This is a genomic window from Delftia sp. ASV31 (assembly GCF_016428765.1).
Lineage (GTDB): Bacteria > Pseudomonadota > Gammaproteobacteria > Burkholderiales > Burkholderiaceae_C > Comamonas > Comamonas acidovorans.
The window spans coordinates 1-16,146 of record NZ_JAELTK010000110.1 but is presented as its reverse complement, the minus strand read 5'-3'; the positions used below and the strand labels follow the sequence as shown (position 1 = coordinate 16,146).

14 protein-coding genes and 3 pseudogenes are annotated in these 16,146 nt (G+C 59.5%); 11 read left to right on the top strand and 6 right to left on the bottom strand.

Annotated elements, in window-relative coordinates; translation table 11 throughout:
• A pseudogene (locus JHD82_RS26090) lies at positions 1-200 on the top strand (2-methylisoborneol synthase); the annotation flags it as partial.
• Between the two features lie 227 nt (positions 201-427).
• Positions 428-1,147 carry a YozE family protein gene (locus JHD82_RS26085; protein WP_199139612.1) on the top strand — a complete coding sequence of 240 codons (720 nt, stop codon included), beginning with the start codon at positions 428-430 and terminating at the stop codon, positions 1,145-1,147.
• Positions 1,148-1,211: 64 nt separating this feature from the next.
• Here the strand turns inward: JHD82_RS26085 and JHD82_RS26080 are convergent, their stop codons facing one another.
• The 4 genes and pseudogenes from JHD82_RS26080 to JHD82_RS26065 all read right to left on the bottom strand — a co-directional run.
• Complete coding sequence (locus tag JHD82_RS26080; protein WP_199139610.1) at positions 1,212-2,240, bottom strand: glyoxalase superfamily protein; 1,029 nt, start codon at positions 2,238-2,240, stop codon at positions 1,212-1,214.
• A gap of 189 nt (positions 2,241-2,429) precedes the next feature.
• Complete coding sequence (locus tag JHD82_RS26075) at positions 2,430-3,662, bottom strand: MFS transporter (protein ID WP_199139608.1); 1,233 nt, start codon at positions 3,660-3,662, stop codon at positions 2,430-2,432.
• A gap of 78 nt (positions 3,663-3,740) precedes the next feature.
• Positions 3,741-4,604, bottom strand: coding sequence for a D-amino-acid transaminase (locus tag JHD82_RS26070; protein ID WP_199139606.1), 864 nt, complete (start codon positions 4,602-4,604; stop codon positions 3,741-3,743).
• Positions 4,605-4,641: 37 nt separating this feature from the next.
• Positions 4,642-4,989: pseudogene (locus JHD82_RS26065) on the bottom strand (amino acid ABC transporter ATP-binding protein); the annotation flags it as partial.
• Positions 4,990-5,519: 530 nt separating this feature from the next.
• Between JHD82_RS26065 and JHD82_RS26060 the strand changes: the two are divergent.
• From JHD82_RS26060 to JHD82_RS26040, 6 genes are all read left to right on the top strand, one after another.
• Complete coding sequence (locus JHD82_RS26060; protein WP_199139604.1) at positions 5,520-6,731, top strand: ABC-three component system protein; 1,212 nt, start codon at positions 5,520-5,522, stop codon at positions 6,729-6,731.
• Positions 6,728-7,216: a three component ABC system middle component gene (locus JHD82_RS26055; protein WP_199139602.1), complete on the top strand. Its 489-nt coding sequence runs from the start codon at positions 6,728-6,730 to the stop codon at positions 7,214-7,216. The genes JHD82_RS26060 and JHD82_RS26055 overlap by 4 nt, the downstream gene beginning before the upstream one ends.
• A 68-nt stretch (positions 7,217-7,284) precedes the next feature.
• Complete coding sequence (locus JHD82_RS26050) at positions 7,285-9,162, top strand: DUF3732 domain-containing protein (RefSeq protein WP_233174894.1); 1,878 nt, start codon at positions 7,285-7,287, stop codon at positions 9,160-9,162.
• Positions 9,163-9,213: 51 nt separating this feature from the next.
• On the top strand, positions 9,214-9,438 hold the full coding sequence (locus JHD82_RS30515) for a LysR substrate-binding domain-containing protein (protein ID WP_374191663.1): 225 nt from the start codon (positions 9,214-9,216) through the stop codon (positions 9,436-9,438).
• A gap of 435 nt (positions 9,439-9,873) precedes the next feature.
• A complete protein-coding gene (locus tag JHD82_RS26045) occupies positions 9,874-11,643 on the top strand; it encodes an ATP-dependent endonuclease (RefSeq protein WP_199139598.1) in 1,770 nt (589 codons plus the stop codon).
• Positions 11,633-13,054 carry a UvrD-helicase domain-containing protein gene (locus tag JHD82_RS26040; RefSeq protein WP_199139596.1) on the top strand — a complete coding sequence of 474 codons (1,422 nt, stop codon included), beginning with the start codon at positions 11,633-11,635 and terminating at the stop codon, positions 13,052-13,054. The genes JHD82_RS26045 and JHD82_RS26040 overlap by 11 nt, the downstream gene beginning before the upstream one ends.
• A gap of 12 nt (positions 13,055-13,066) precedes the next feature.
• Here JHD82_RS26040 and JHD82_RS30510 read toward each other — a convergent pair whose 3' ends face one another.
• The gene (locus JHD82_RS30510; protein ID WP_199139594.1) at positions 13,067-13,504 is read right to left on the bottom strand and encodes an HAD domain-containing protein; all 438 of its coding nucleotides are present in this window, start codon (positions 13,502-13,504) and stop codon (positions 13,067-13,069) included.
• A gap of 317 nt (positions 13,505-13,821) precedes the next feature.
• On the opposite strand from JHD82_RS30510, the pseudogene thyA reads away from it, so the two are divergent.
• From thyA to JHD82_RS26020, 3 genes and pseudogenes are all read left to right on the top strand, one after another.
• Positions 13,822-14,106: pseudogene (gene thyA, locus JHD82_RS26030) on the top strand (thymidylate synthase); the annotation flags it as partial.
• A gap of 21 nt (positions 14,107-14,127) precedes the next feature.
• The gene (locus JHD82_RS26025) at positions 14,128-14,628 is read left to right on the top strand and encodes a dihydrofolate reductase (protein WP_199139592.1); all 501 of its coding nucleotides are present in this window, start codon (positions 14,128-14,130) and stop codon (positions 14,626-14,628) included.
• Between the two features lie 95 nt (positions 14,629-14,723).
• A complete protein-coding gene (locus JHD82_RS26020) occupies positions 14,724-15,806 on the top strand; it encodes a metallophosphoesterase (RefSeq protein WP_199139591.1) in 1,083 nt (360 codons plus the stop codon).
• A 6-nt stretch (positions 15,807-15,812) separates the two neighbouring features.
• Here JHD82_RS26020 and JHD82_RS26015 read toward each other — a convergent pair.
• A partial coding sequence (locus tag JHD82_RS26015) for a TonB-dependent receptor domain-containing protein (protein ID WP_199139589.1) occupies positions 15,813-16,146 on the bottom strand: 334 nt, incomplete at its 5' end.

Genomic DNA, 16,146 nt, shown 5'->3' with positions numbered 1-16,146 from the left:
CCCCCCCCCCCCCCCCCCCCCCCCCCCCCCCCCCCCCCCCCCCCCCCCCCCCCCCCCCCCCCCCCCCCCCCCCCCCCCCCCCCCCCCCCCCCCCCCCCCCCCCCCCCCCCCCCCCCCTCTTCAAACACCCCCCCACCACCGAGACCTACACTGTTCGCATTTCGTCGGCAGCGTCAGATGTGTATAAGAGACAGGTCTGAGCCTGCATAGGGCACCGATGTGCGCCCACGCGGCACGCTCCTGAGAACTGTCCATCGCGGCGCGGACGCAGCCGTTACACTAACGGAAAGAGCCGTTCGCCGGCTCGCCCGTCCACGCCGGCTAAGTCATAAGACAGCGAATTTGTTTCTCGAGTCTTGGTTTGACCTACCGTCACCTTGGCCCGATGTGTGGGCGCGTCGGTTCCGGGTGACCAGGAAGATGAACCATGACTACTCCTCTCACCGCTTTTCAGATTGAACAGCTCAAGCGTGCTGCTAAAAAGCTGGCTCGCACTGAATCTATCCGCTTGTATGAAGCGCAGCATCGCCTTGCCGTTGAGCATGGCTATGCGAACTGGTCACTACTTCACAAGCACAGCATGAGTGCTGTCAACGGTGCCCCATCAGCTTCACAAGCACCGCGCGCAAAGCTCGCAAACAAGGACGCCGCGGCCATCGTAGTGGGCAGCAGAAGCCGGCAGTACCTGCACGGCGACCAACACGAAGTACATCTGAATCGCTTCTACTGCCGAAGCTGCGATGACTTCGTGGCCGCCGAGCACTTCTTCGAGAAACATGACCGTAGGGAGACGCTCGAGCGGGCGCTTAACGCGCTGACGCAGTGGTATTTACCTTCGACCGAGAGGGCCTACACACGTCCAGACAATGCTCAAAACATGCTGGAAGATGAGGCCCGTCGGGAGGCTGTAGTCTTTCAGAATTCACGAAGCCCCTTCTACCGTTGGCTCGAACGTCGCATGGCCAAGGACTCGCCGATTGGTGACTTGGCCGTCGACGTCCTGAGAGACAGGAAGTTTCCGGTCGATGTCAGCTCAGCTGATGAAGCCGTCTCCTACCTGAAATCTCGCACCGCATCCGAAGCAGCAGTTAAGACGATGAAGCAGGCTTGGCGGCAGTTTGAGGCCGGGCAGAAGCGAAGCGCCTAATCAGCCTAGGCCGACCGCAGCACAGGCGCCATATCTCGCACATGCAGGACGTGGCGCCCTTGGGTCACCTCAACGGGTCGCGGATGATGGCCGGATGGAAGTGCCCCAGGATGCACGATGGCTCAAGTGGCACCCGAATGCTGAACCCAGCACCACGCCACTTATCAGGTGCGTAGGTAGGTCCATCCAGCAGTTCCTGAAAAATCGACTCGAGAGCGGTACCCGCGAACTCCGCCACCGTGCCAGGATGGAGGTTCTCCAGGGGCACATCGCACACGAACAGCGTGGGGGCGAATCGTTTCTTCAAGACGCGGCGATAGTCGCGCGTGCCCCCAAGATTGGCAGCTAACGCTGTTAGGTACTCGCTGCCATAGAGCATGTAGTGGCCACACATCTCTATCAAGAAGCGCTCGTTGGCTTCGAAATACACGCGCCCCTCGCGCGTGACCGGGCTGACATACTCCATGGCTCTTTGTAGATTGACCTCCGACAGCTCAGAGTACTCCCCGCTCAGGAAGATTTTGCGAGCTTGGTCGTGGAACTCCTCAATATCCAGCGGGCGAAGGCCTTGCTCGTAAAAGGAGTTGACTGTGGGAACAGAAGTGCCGTGGCAGGCGCGAATTGCACGGTATCGGCCGAGGAGCCTTTCTGCCAACTCGGCTTTTGAATCGACATGGATACCGCGTACCTTCAGCACGAGGTCGTCGAGCCAAGTGAGGTCGTCGGAGACAAGGTACTCGGGTGGCTTGCTGCGAAAAGCCTTCTTGACGTCCGGTCCGATGAAGTCGGACATCAGGCTCCAGATGTCAGGGTGCCAAGTGGAGTGCCGGTTCAAGTCCCACACATCCTTGGGCGCCGGCGGACGCTCACTTGCCGATGCACTCAACAAACGAGACGGCAGTACGGTTGTCTGGGTGCGTCGCGCAGCGGCAGAGGCAGCGTTCCAGTCGCGGAAGCCCTCCTCCCGAGCTGCCGCCTCCAGTGCCGCTCCCCTTTTAAGCACCTGCCCGCTCAGTGAAAGCTGCGCTTGCAACTCTCCAGCACGCGCCTTCAAAGCGCCCAGCAAATCATCGCCTTGCAATTGGTTATCCATGGTTTTCCCATAACCGATGCGCTTCGAAGACGTGGTTCGCATTACGTCGGCACCGGAGAGGAACCAGTGGACAGAGAGAAAGCTAGGACAGATTCACCATACCCGTAGCGGGTGCGAACGGCAGGGCTGCCACCCCTTGCAAGCCATTATAGGAAGGCATGTGCGACTGCGCTAGTCGTACGGTGCGCGTTAAGAAGCGGGCTTGAGTCGCGACGTAGCCGCCTGAGCCAAAGACGGACTGACCGCGTACGCTGCGATGCCTACGAGGACCATTGCCGATGCGAGAGCAAAAATCCGGGTGTATGCAGCGGAGGGCGAGCTGCCTGCCGCAAGGCTGGCATCAGCGACAAGTCCGAACACCCAAGCAGCGGCACCTGAGCCCAAGAAAACGAACGTATTGAGCATTCCCAGACCACGGCCGCGCACCTCAGGAGCCAACAGCAGCCGTCCATGGGCCATCACCAGGGGATGCAGAACCCCGATGGTGCCAAGCAAAGCCATCAATGGCACATCCAACAGCAACCCCGCGCTGGGCATCAATGCCAAGGCACTCCCCGCAACCAGAGCAGCCGCAGCCCAGGCCAGAACAGTCTGGCGCGTAGAAAAGCGGTGAACGAACCAAGGCAATGCCATCGCTGCAAGCAAAGCTGCAAGGCTCAGCACCGCTAAAGCTACTCCGCGGCTGCCGGCAGGCATACCAAACACATCTGCAAGGTAGGGTCCACCCCAGGCATTACGGAACGTCGTACCGGCGGCAAGGGCAATGCACATGGGAATCAAGGTCCACATTGCAGGGACGAGCAGTAGGCGCGCGCTCGAAGCAAGCATCGCAACAGTGCCCTCCTCCTGCGCATCGGCGTGCCCCGCATCCTTAACCTGCGTTGCAACGAGGTAGCAGGCCACGGCCATCAGCACGCCGGCAATGAAGATGGGAGGCCTCCATCCGAACTCATGAACTGCCCATCCAAGCGGAGCCGTTGCACAGAAGGCTCCGACCATGCCTGCAGCATTGGCAAGACTGATGGATGTCGCGAATTTGTGAGGGGGAAGTGCCTCTGAGGCGTAGTGCATCAAGCCCATGAAAATGGGTGCACAGGCCAGGCCCATACCGACCTGCGCAAGCATAGCGGTCGACCCATTGGGAGCAAGGGCAAAGACACCCGCAGAAGCAATTCCCAGCACCAGGAGAAACCGCGTGGGCGCCCCGACTCCGTACTTATCAAACGCAATCCCCACCGGAATTTGTGCGATGCCAAAGGAGACGAAGTAGCACGACGACAGCATCCCGAACCCAGCCGGCGACAGCTGCAGGTCCTGCTGAACCTCGGGCGCCATAACGGCCAAACATGTTCGAAAGAACTGGCTCAAGGTCAGCGCGAAAGTCAGCGCCGCGATGCCTCTGACGGGGGAACGAGTGTCCATGATTGGGTGTGCCCTTGCATGGCAGTCGCCCCGCCGGCAGATACGAGAGAAGGTTGCGAAGAAGTCTATCGAGAACGATTAACCGACGCTCACGCCGGTTGACAACTTCTCGTCCACATAGAGCGTCAGCAGACGCTGGCTCTCTGGCCCAGGCTTGCCCGTTCCGATGGGCTTGTTGTCGATGGAAACGACGGGCAACACCATGCTGATGGAGTCGGTGATGAAGGCCTCGGACGCTTGGAGAGCTTCTTCCAGCGAGAAGCTTCGTTCCTCCGTTTTGAGACCAGCCTTTTGAGCAACATCCAGGATGGAGCCGCGGGTGATGCCGTGAAGCAGGGCGTTGGAGAGCCCCCGCGTGACCAGCGTGCCATCGCGAGTGATGACGTGAAAGTTCGCAGAACCAGATTCCGTGATGAGCCCATCCTCCACAAACAGGGTGTCGTCGAAACCTTCACGGCCCGCTTCAACCTTCGACAGCGAAGAGTAGAGCAACTGGGTGGTCTTGATGTGTCGGTTGGCCCAACGCCCGTCCGGAGTAGAGCGCATGGTGATGCCGGTCTTCCACTTCGGGTTCGACAGGATGGGGCGCAACTGGGTGAAGAGCACCACCGTTGGCTGAAGGTCTTGGCCATACACGAAGCTCCGGTCCTCGGCGCCGCGGGAAATCTGCAAGTAGACCAAGCCGTTGGTCACGTTGTTGCGCCGGGCGATTTCCTTGTGCAGCTCAAGCAGCTTCTTCTCGGTGACCACCTGGGGAATGCCCAACAACTCCAGTGAACGGCTCAAGCGAGCGGCGTGCCGGGCGAAGTCAATCAACTTTCCATCAGCGATGGCGGTCACTTCATAGATGGCATCCGCGAAGATGAAGCCGCGGTCGAAGATGGAAATCTTCGCATCCTCCTCTGGGAGCCATTGGCCATTCACATAGACGGTTCTGCTCATTTCTTTCCTCGTAGTTAACAAAGCCAGGTGGGGCCGGTCAGTGGCCCAGAATCTTGGACAGGAAGTCGCGGCTGCGCTCGCTGCGCGGGTTGTTAAAGAACTCCTCGGGAGTGTTCTGCTCCACGATTTGTCCCTGGTCCATAAAAATCACGCGGTCGGCCACGGCCTTGGCAAAGCCCATCTCGTGCGTCACGCACAGCATCGTGATGCCCTGTTGCGCGAGCTCCGTCATGACGTCCACAACCTCTTTAATCATCTCGGGGTCGAGAGCCGAGGTGGGCTCGTAGAACAGCATAATTTTTGGCTTGAGGCACAGTGCGCGAGCAATGGCCACGCGCTGTTGCTGGCCGCCTGACAACTGCAGCGGGTACTTGGACTGCTGTTCCAGTGACGCAAGCTCGAGCGTCAGTGCGCCGTAACAGCGGACTCCGCTGGCGAGGCTGTCGTGCCGGCATCCGAGCTGGCGGCTCCGCGCGGAAATCGCCAATCTGCAGGGGCGTGCCTGTGCCTTGGTAAACCGCCAGCGCACGACACGGTGCGCCCCGAGGGGACTCGGCATTGGTCAGTCGTTTGGTCGCACGCCTGAACTGCTCCACATGAGCAGACGAAAGCTGAATAGTCATTTGTTAGCTGTTTGGCCCCCATCACACGACGCGCCCACACATCGAGTTGGGGTGACCGAGGTCTAACCAAAACTCATGAATTCACTACGCTGTCGCGAACAACATCGCCGCTGTGGGCGGGCGAGCCGGTGTTTCGGCTCGTGTCCATGTAGTGGACCGATGTCAAAACGCGACTCCTATTGAGGCAGGCTGACTCATATAAGCCGTATAGTTGACGCTTACAAAATGAAACGCCGCGTGCTGATGGGGTAGGTGCAAGAAAGCACCGGTGCGGCGCCAACCGGAGGTAGAGATGAACGACAAGAACAAGTTCTCTGCTGGGGAGCAAGGGCTGGGCTACATCTATCAGCCCAGATTCGCGCTGCTCAAGATACTTCAGCTGCCCGAGTCGACGGCCGTCCTTATAGAGAAGGACGACGACTTGGATTTCATTGATGCCGACGGCAAAAAGAGTCTGGGCTCTCTGAAGCACAAGGCTGAAGGTGAACGCCTCGCAGACCTTGGCGTTGACTTCTGGAAGTCAGTCCGCGTGTGGCTCGCAGCCTATAAACGCGAAAGTCGAATCACTTCAAACCTGAAGTTCTTCCTCTTCACCACGGCCACGATTTCGGAGACGTCTTTCCTCGGACACTTCCGGCCGGGAGCTCCAGCATTGCCGGCTGACCAATCGCTCCTGAAGCTCGCTGAAGACGCACTTGCGGAGACCACATCCGCCCTAATCCTAGGAATCGCGAAAGAGTTCGGTGACCTGCCAGAAAATGAGCGCACCGACTTCCTGTCTAGGATAAGCATCTTCGAGGCAAGCCCCCGAATTGAAGACTTGCCCCCGCTCATCATGGATTTGATGAGAGTCGTGAAAAGAGAAAACCGTCAAGCGGTCTTCGAGCGCCTTGAAGGTTGGTGGAACGACTGCACCATCAAGTTGCTCACACGCGAACGGGACACCGCCATCACAGGCTTCGAAGTCTCGGACAAACTGGCCTCAATCAACAGCGAGTATCAAGAAGACAACCTTCCAATCACTTTCCGGAAGGCAGAGCCGGCCGGGGGCGTTTTGGTCGACACCGACTCACGCATGTTTGTGCGCCAGCTTCGGGAGATTGGCATTGGCTCCGCACGGATACGGAACGCCATCATCGACTACTACCGTGCGTTTGAGCAGCGGTCATCCTGGGCGCGTGAGAGCTTGCTCATTTCCGACGAGATTGAGGACTACGAAGAGCGCTTGGTGGATGAATGGTCCCGCTACAAGGACGTCGTGTTCGAAACCCTTGACGAAACAACTGCCGAAGATTTGCTGCAAGACGCCGGGCGAGAACTCTACAGATGGGCCGACTTGGAGAGCGGAAACATCGCCTCCTTACGCATCCGCGAGCGAGTCTCTGAGCCTTACGTCATTCGGGGAGGCTTCCACATATTGGCAAACTTCATGCCAAAACCAAAGGTTTGGTGGCACCCACGATTTCTGGACCGACTGGATGAAGCCTTGGGAGTTAAGCGTTGAAAGCGTGGAACCACCGCCCTGTAGAAATCCGCAACCTCTTTAACCCAGCGTTCTGCGGCCTACTCTTGCACAGAGCCATCTCGAGCCATGGCGACCTCAGCCACGATGGGATGCCGTTCTCTCTCACGTTTCTCGTGCTGCCCTTGTGCCTGCACAAGGAGACTCGCGAAACGCTGGCCGCGGGCAATCGAAGTCAGTTGCTGCGCGTGATTGAGATGAACCAAGAGGTGCTGGTGAACTTCCCCAAGAGAGCCTCTGACTTGGTCCCGTACACCCTGGAGGCCTTGGGCATGTTGCTGGAGAGGCAATGCATTGAGATAACGGATGCCGGCAGTTTAAGAGCCGTGCCTAACACGGTCCGAAAGTCTGTCACTGGGACAACAGAATCCGTTTCTTGCCAGAAAGTTTCGCGCTTTATTGGGAAAGAGTTCGCACGCATCGATGACCGCGTGACTGTTTACACAACATTGGGAGTCAGGCCTTGAAAATAAAGTCGATACACCTGTACAGCAAGAACGGTGACAGGCGAGACCTACCTTTTCACCTCAATGGGTTGAACGTCATCACCGGCCGGTCATCAACCGGCAAGTCCGCGCTGTCCGACGTCATCGAGTACTGCATGGGCAGGTCGTCCTTCAACGTAGCCGAGGGCGTCATTCGAGACAAGGTTGCCTGGTACTCTGTTCTCTTCCAGTTTGAAAACGAACAGGTTTTCATCGCCAAGCCGTCTCCTCCCCATGGGGGCGAGAGCTGCAGTATCGCGATGTACCGGCGCGGCGTCGCCATTGCAATTCCCGACTTTGACGAACTTCAACAGAATGCAGATGACGATGCAGTGGAGTCGTTGCTTACGCGCTTGCTTGGCATTCCGGAAAATCGCATTGACGTCCCGACCAATAACTCGAGAGCAACTTACGACGCCAACGTAAAGCACACGCTGTACTACCTCTTCCAAAAGCAAACGCTGGTTGCGAACAAAGACATCTTGCTCTATCGGCAAAACGAGCCGTTCCAGCCTCAGGCAATCAAGGACACCCTGCCAATTCTGCTAGGGGTTTCGTCGCAAAATAGGTACGAACTCGAAGCAAAACTCAGAGCTGCCCAACGCGATTTGAAGTTATCCAACAAGCTGTTGGAGCAGGCGAAAAACAACGTTGATACCTCGCAACAAAGAGCTATCAGCCTGTACTCCGAAGCACAGGCGGTCGGCATCCTTGGACAGCGACAGGATTCTGAGTCCCCATCGGAAATCATCGATTCACTGCGCGGCGCGCTTCGCTGGCGCCCCACATCGGTGCCGGACGCAGATACGAGTCGCGTCGGAAGGCTTGAGAGTGAAATCCTGGACCTCCGCAAGGAACGTCGTGACGTCCAAGCAAAGACGGATGCGGCTCAACAATACGCAAAGAAGGCCAACGGGTTCCAGAGCGAGGCCGCGGAGCAGCGCGACAGACTGGCATCCATCAAGGCGTTTCCCAAGAACCCCGCAACCGGCGAGTGGCAGTGGCCGTTCTGCGAGGCCAATCTTTCGATGGAGTCACCGATTGCGACGGTATTGCTGGCAGAGCTGACAACCCTGGACAAGGAGTTGGATATCGTCTTGGGTGAGCGACCGCAGCTCGACGCCTACATCGCCGAAAACGAACAGAAGGTTAGAGACCTTTCAGCGACCATCGGAACCAAAGAAGTAGAGCTTGCCGCTGCGATTTCGGCGAATGAGCTCATCGCCCAGATGGGCTCAAGAAACAATGCTGCTGCGCGCGTCGTTGGCCGGGTGAGCTTGTTCCTGGAAGGACTGACACCTGATTCTGAGCTGGAAAGCCTTCAGGCTGAGAACCGCAGGCTGCAGGCCAAGGTGGCAGATTTAGAGAGCAGGATTGATGCGGACAACAGCCAGGACCGGCTCGATTCGATACTGAACAATATTTCGGCGCAAGTCACCAAGTATGTCGACAAGCTCGAAGGCGAGTTCAAGATATACCCCGCCCGGTTCGACTTGAAAAATCTAACCGTCACCTTCGACAGACTTGAACGCAGCATACCAATGAGCAAGTCTGGCGGTGGTGAAAACCATCTGGCCTACCACTTATCCGCGTTGCTCGCGCTGCATTGGTTCGCAGCCAAGAACGACCGTCCCATCCCGCGCTTCCTGCTGATTGACCAGCCAACGCAGGTCTACTTCCCAACAGTTGAGCTCTACAAGGCTGCAGCCGGCGATGTAGAGAAAACAGAAGAGGATGCCGACATTGTTGCGGTGCGGCGCCTCTTCAGTTTTCTGCTTGAGTTCACCCAAAAGGAGGCTCCGGGCTTCCAAATTATCGTTACCGAGCACGCCAACTTACGAGAGGACTGGTTCCAGGCTGCGCTGGTCGAGGACCCATGGCGCAAACCGCCGGCCCTGGTTCCTGAAGATTGGCCAAACATCAGCTGAGGGAAGAGGCGGCTGGAAAACGAAAAGCGCCCCAAGGGCGCTTTTTTTCATGTGGTTCGCGTGTTCGGTGACTACGCCGTGTGCTGGACACCCTCGTCGGCCTCTGCAGATAGCCAGGACCACGGGGTCCACGCGCTGCACCTGTGGCACGTCACGGACATGGCTGCCAAGCGCGAACTCCTTAAGGCTGATATTGGTTGGGGCACCTTGCCGGACTACATGGCTCAGGAGGCACTGGAGAGCGGAACGCTTGTTCGGCTGCCCCTGGAGGACTAGGAGGGCCATGACACGATGCAGGTATACGCTACCGCGGTCGTTCGTCGAAAAGATGCTGTGGAGGGCCGGCTGCGCGTTGGCTTATCGAGGAGTTTTCGCGCACGGCATAGGGGAGTTCAGCGGAGACCGCAACGACCTTCAGGTCGAGGTCGAAGCGCCCTACAACCCCGCAGAAAGCCATTCGTTCAAGCCGTCAATTGGAATGTGGTGGTCCATCACGAGGGGACATCTTCGCCAGCTTTAATGAAGTCGTAGGTAGAAGCCAAGCCTACGTTGCTCGGAGCCCTGGAAAAAGTCAAACAGCTCTGTATAAGATGGTGACAGCTTCATCGTTCACCTCCGCACCTGCGCCCCTCTTGGCTATGGGTGCCACTCGGGTCGGGACCACTTCGTCGGAAGTTACTTGAGCAGTCAGTATCCTGTGCGAGGACCGCTTTGATAAGTATCAGACTCATTGAAATCGAAAACTACCGTGCCATCAAAAAACTAGTTTGGCGACCCAGCCGGGGGCTGAACTGTCTTATTGGCCCAGGTGACAGCGGAAAGTCCAGCATCCTCGATGCCATTGAGCTTTGCCTGGGCAGCACCGTTCGCCGAACCGTCAACGTCTCGGATTCGGATTTCCATGGACTCGACACCGATGAGCCAATTTCAATCTCATTGACGCTCGGCGGGCTCAACGACGCCTTGCTCGACCTGGACGAGTACGCGTTGTACTTGCGTGGCTTCGATACAAGTTCAGGAACCCTGAATGACGAGCCGAAGAAGGGCCTGGAAACCGTTGTCACCTTGAACGTCTCGGTGGACTCGTATCGCGAGCCGGTCTGGGGATTGACGTCAATCCGTGCGACCGCGCGTGATGAGCGCAAGAAGCTTTCTCTCAAGGAAAGAACACGCCTCCTTTCATCACGCCTCGGCGTATCCAACGTCTCGCAGAACCTAACATGGGGCAAAGGCTCCGTCCTCACGCGGCTGACGGAGGAAGAACTCGATGTCGACTCCGTGTTGATTGACATCGCACGCAATGCCAAGGCGGCATTCGGGGACAGCGCCAATACTCAACTCAAGGTTTCGCTCGACAAAGTGAAAGAGACGGCGAGCAGTTTGGGCGTGCCAACGGGGGGGGCCGTGAGGGCCTCACTGGACACTCAAGGCTTCACGCTGAAGGAGGGAGCCGTAGCATTGCACAACAGCGACGGCGTGCCATTGCGATGTCTAGGCACAGGCTCAGCGAGATTGCTTGTCGCCGGCTTGCAACGAGACGCGACACAGGCGGCTCCCGTTGTCTTGGTCGACGAGGTGGAGTTCGGGTTGGAACCACACCGTCTGACGCGACTGCTGAACGCCCTGGGCTCCAAGCTGGAAGAGCCTATCTCGCAGGTGTTCATAACGACCCACTCGCCAGTGGCGCTGCAGCAGCTCAAAGCCTCCCACCTGCATATTGTCCGCGGTGGTGCGGAAGAGCACGTTGTCAACGCAGCAGGAATGGACGATGACGTTCAAGGCACTCTTCGAAAATCGCCGAGCTCGTTCTTGGCTAAGAAGGTCATCGTGTGTGAAGGAGCGAGCGAACAAGGTCTGCTACGCGGGGTGGACGACTGGAACGTCGGAAAGGGAGGGGACTCCCTGCTTGCAAGAGGCGTGTCGCTACTTGACGCCGGGGGTGGCTCGCCCAAAAGCTGTATCGAGAAAGCAATACTGTTTGCCAAGCTGGGGTATGACGTCGCGGCCTTCATCGACAACGATGTGGCCGTCGAACAGAACGTCACCACGAGGTTCTCGAGTGTCGGCGGCAGATTGTTCACCTGGGAAGACGGGTTTGCATTGGAGGACGCTCTATTCGCCCACGTCCCCGAAGAAAGCATCGACAAGCTAATCGACTTCGCCCTAGAGAATGTGGGTCTCGGCTCAGTGGACGAGAAGATAAAGGAAGAGTTTGGCTCGAAGACAAGTGCCTCAAGCTTGCGCTCGGACGCCGAGGTAATGGGGTATTCTGCCGACGACCGCCAGAAGTTGGGGCGAGCCTCCAGAACCAAGAAAAAGGGCAAGAACGGCGAACCCGGGAAGAAATCCGGCTGGTTCAAAAGCATCGACCGAATGGAGCGTGTTGGACGCGAAATCGTTGGTCCGGCAGTGGCACCCGTTAGAACTCCGCTAACACAGGTAGTGGCCGACATATTCAGGTGGACAAAGGGTGGCAACTGACCTCGACTTGCTTGAAGTGCGTTTGGGCAGCATCGAAGCTGCCGCAGGGTGCGGTAAGACGGAGCTCATTGCGTCGACACTGCGTAGATGCCGGCCGGCCGAAAAGCCTGTGCTCGTCCTGACACACACAAACGCCGGAGCCAACGCGCTACAGCAGCGGCTCTCGAAGCGAGACATACCCTCATCCGTTTACCGCGTCCTCACTATCGATGGATGGGCGATGAGGATGGTTTCGGCGTTTCCTGCGGGCAGCAGCTACGATTTGCCATCAGCAGGGCGGTCGCTCAACTACCCTGCAATACGGCGCGGAGCGGCTCACCTACTTGCTACGGGCAACATTGACCCACTGTTGGCCGCGACGTACTCCCGACTCATCGTCGACGAGTACCAAGACTGCTGCACCGTGCAGCATGAGGTGGTCAGCAGCATCAGCAGAACCCTGCCAACCGTGGTTCTTGGGGACCCCCTGCAGGCCATCTTCGGGCTCAACGGCAGCGTTCTGGTTCGGTGGGACGACGCAGTCGCAAAATTCCCAACCATTGGACCCTTGAACAAACCATGGCGCTGGATAAACGCAGGGGCCCAGCCGCTGGGGGAATGGCTGATGGATATCCGTGCAGACCTGAAAGCAGGAAACCCTATCGACATAGGCAAAGGTCAGCCGGGCGTGCAATGGGTCGAAGCAACTGCGAAGGATGTGCAAGGACGCATGAAAGCGGCGGCATACAAGCACCCCGACGGAGATGGCTCGCTGCTCATCATTGCCGAGGGTAGTGATAAGAAAGGGCAGAAGAATTTCGCAAAGCGCACGCCGGGTGCGTCAACCGTTGAGGCTGTCGACCTCAAGGACTTAACGACATTTGCCGCGACCTACAAGCCCGGTTCGAGTGGCTGCCTGGACCAGCTACTGGCGTTCGGAGCGGACGTGATGACGAAGGTTGACCCTGCGGGAATGCGTATGCGGCTGAAGGCTCTGAGCGGCACTCGCCCGACGACGGAAGCAAGCATTGCAGAGACGGCCGCTCAAGCTTACCTGGCCCAACCGAGTGTTGAAGCGGCGCACCGACTGCTCCGCGCGCTCAGCACAAATACCGGCGCTCGTGTTTACCGCCCGGCTATCTATTACGGTTGCCTGGATGCAATGTCGCGCGTGCTCAAGTCTGGACAGTCGCTCTCCGATGCGGCCGTCTCCGTGCGCGAACTACAACGCCACAAGGTGCGAGTCATGCCGAAGCGAGCCGTTGGAAGTACTTTGCTCCTAAAGGGCTTGGAGGCAGATGTCGCTGTGGTTATGCATCCTGAGAAAATGACTGCCCAGCACCTCTACGTTGCCCTGACCCGCGGTGCCAAGAAGGTGCTGGTGTGTTCGCCAACGCAAATTCTGACCCCGCTGAAAGCGAAGAGTCCTTAGGCCTGTGTTTGCTTAAAGCGCTGTTAGCGCAGCTTCCAGCGACGAGCGAACACCGGCCTTTCCAAGGCCGAGCACAGGATGACTTGCGACTAAGATTGACCTGTGGGCGGCCGGCCAGTTTTCGACTTCATCGTCTATGGCAATCCACCTTTTCGCTTTGCGTCGTTTGGCGTCTCTCACTACCTGGTGACCGCTAGCGACTGCCAAGTAGCCAGCGTGGTCACGCTTCTCATCAAAGGTGGAGCCAATCACTCTCTCCTGCAGCGCCGGCGGGAGCCGAGCAACAGCGTACTCGAAGCCAAACAGAGGCACCCAGTCGGTCAACAGCACCAGCCGACCATCGGGGTGGCGGCTGAGCAAGATGCAAATGTTCAAACAACCATGCGACGCCATCACTGGACTCATCCGAGGCCCCGCAGAGCTCATCCGCACATCTTGTGGATGCAGCACCTGCCGCTTCGAGTACAGAGACTAGGTTGTATGCCGAGCGCAGCACGTTCGGAGTGTGCTTGGGCAGGAATACTCCTCGACCAGCATGGACGACATTGCGAATTCGTAGATTTCGGAGGTTGGAGCGGTGCATCGCCTATCTATCCCCACGGTGTTTGGTCATGGACGACAATTGCGGCTATCTCCTCCATTGTTGGAGACCAACAACATCCTTAAGTCATCTGCGGGCTTGGACCAAGACTATACAAATGCTCAACGCACAAGCGGCCACGAGGCCCATGAATTCAATGGATTGCACAGAGTTTGGCCGGCGAACCTTTTTGGGTGTTCCCTTCAACATCGCCAGCTACGCATTGCTGACCCACATGCTGGCCCAGCAATGCGACCTGCAGGTGGGTGACTTCGTCTGGACCGGCGGCGACTGCCATATCTACAACAACCATTTCGCCCAGGTCGAGACCCAGCTGGCGCGCCAGCCCTTCGCCTACCCGACGCTGCAGATCAAGCGCCGGCCCGACTCCATCTTCGGCTACGAGTACGAGGACTTCGAGGTCGTCGGCTACCAGCACCACGAGCCCATCAAGGCCCCCGTGGCCGTCTGAGGCTGCAGAAAGACCCGCCCGATGGCCATCCATCTCATCTACGCACGCGCCGCCAACGGCGTCATCGGCAAGGACAATGCCATGCCCTGGCACCTGCCCGAGGACCTGGCGCACTTCAAGCAATTGACCCAGGGCTCGGCCGTGGTCATGGGCCGCAAGACCTGGGACTCGCTGCCGGCCCGCTTCAGGCCGCTGCCCGGGCGCACCAACATCGTCGTCACGCGACAGGCGGACTGGGCGCCCGAGCCGGCCGCCCCCGGCGTGCTGCATGCCACCAGCCTGGAGCAGGCCATGGAACTGGGCCGCCAGGCATCGGCCGACGTCTGGGTCATGGGTGGTGCCCAGATCTATGCCCAGGCCCTGCCGCTGGCCAACAGCATCGAGGTGACCGAGATAGAGCGCGACTACGAAGGCGATGCCTTCGCCCCCACGCTCGGCCCCGAGTGGCAGGAAGCGTCACGCAGCCGCCATGTGGCCGCCAACGGGCTGCCCTACAGCTTTGTGCGCCTGCAACGACGCTGACATACCCCTGTCGCACACGGGGCTGGCGGGCTCGGCGGGTCTGTGCAAATAATGTCGTTTTTCCACGCCTTCGCCGTCTTTCGCGCCTCTTCGCCATGAGCCTCGTCCAGCCCTTGCCCCCCGGTCCGCTCGACATCGTCGGCGACATCCATGGAGAGTCCGAGGCGCTGGACCAGCTGCTGGGGCACCTGGGCTACGACGCGCTGGGCCGCCATCCCCAGGGTCGGCGCCTGGTCTTCGTCGGCGACTTCTGCGACCGGGGGCCCGACAGCCCGGGCGTGCTCGCCCGCGTCGTGCCCATGCTGGAGTCGGGCCATGCGCTGGCCGTGCTCGGCAACCATGAAATCAACCTGCTGCGCGAGGATGCCAAGGACGGCTCCGGCTGGTTCTTCGACAGCCGCGTGGCCTCCGATACGCCCAAGTACGCGCCGTTCGCGCGCATGCCGCTGTGCGATATCCCTGACACCCTGGCCCTGCTGGAAAGCCTGCCCATCGCCATGGAGCGCGAGGACCTGCGCGTGGTCCATGCGGCCTGGCGCCCGCAGCAGATCGCCATGGCGCGCGAGCTGCCGCTGGGCAGCGCACGCAGCGCCTACGACCACTACGAGGCCCTGGCCGCCCAGCAGGCCCAGGTCAACAAGGTGGCCGAACGCATGCGTGCCGAACGCCAGCAATGGCCGCATGACCTGGAAGACCGCAACTGGCTGCCGCCCTTCCTGCCCGCGCACAGCGAGAGCGAACTGGCCAAGGCCATGGTCAATCCGCTGAAGGTGCTGACCTCGGGCGTGGAGCGCGAATGCCGCAATCCCTTCTACGCGGGCGGCAAGTGGCGCTTCGTCGAGCGCGTGGCCTGGTGGAACGAATATGAGGATGCCCAGGCCGTGGTCGTGGGCCACTACTGGCGGCGCCTGAACCGGGGCGGCCCGTCCTTCCATGGCGCGCAGGCCGAGAACCTGTTCGGCCAGACCGGTCCGCTGTCCTGGCACGGCCGGCGCGGCAATGTGTTCTGCGTGGACTACTCGGTCGGCGGCCGCTGGAATGCCCGCCTGGCGGGCGAAGACCCGCAGCAGCGCTTCAAGCTTGCCGCCATGCGCTGGCCCGAGCGCCGCCTGGTCTTCGACGACGGTGCCCAGGCGGACAGCGAGGAGTTTGGCGTTGCGGCGGCCGCTGCCGCATAACACGCGCTAGATCCGCGGCGCGTAGCGCAGCGTCAGCAACAGCGACCTGGGTGCACCGTAGTAGTTGTTGCCCGACACCGTGTTGTAAGAAGGCACGTAGTAGCGCTTGTCCAGCAGGTTGCTGACGTTGAGCGCCACGCTCAGCTCGGGCGAGACCTGGTAGGCCACGCGTGCATTCCACAGCGCAAAGCCTGCCAGGCGGAAGGCTCGGTCGGAGCTGAGGGTGTCGGTCTGCGCATTCACGCCCGCGCCCACCGTCCAGCGGCCCAGCTCGCCCGGCAGGCGGTAGCTGCCCCACAGGCGCAGCATGTGCCGGGGCGTCCAGGTGTTGAAGATCTGG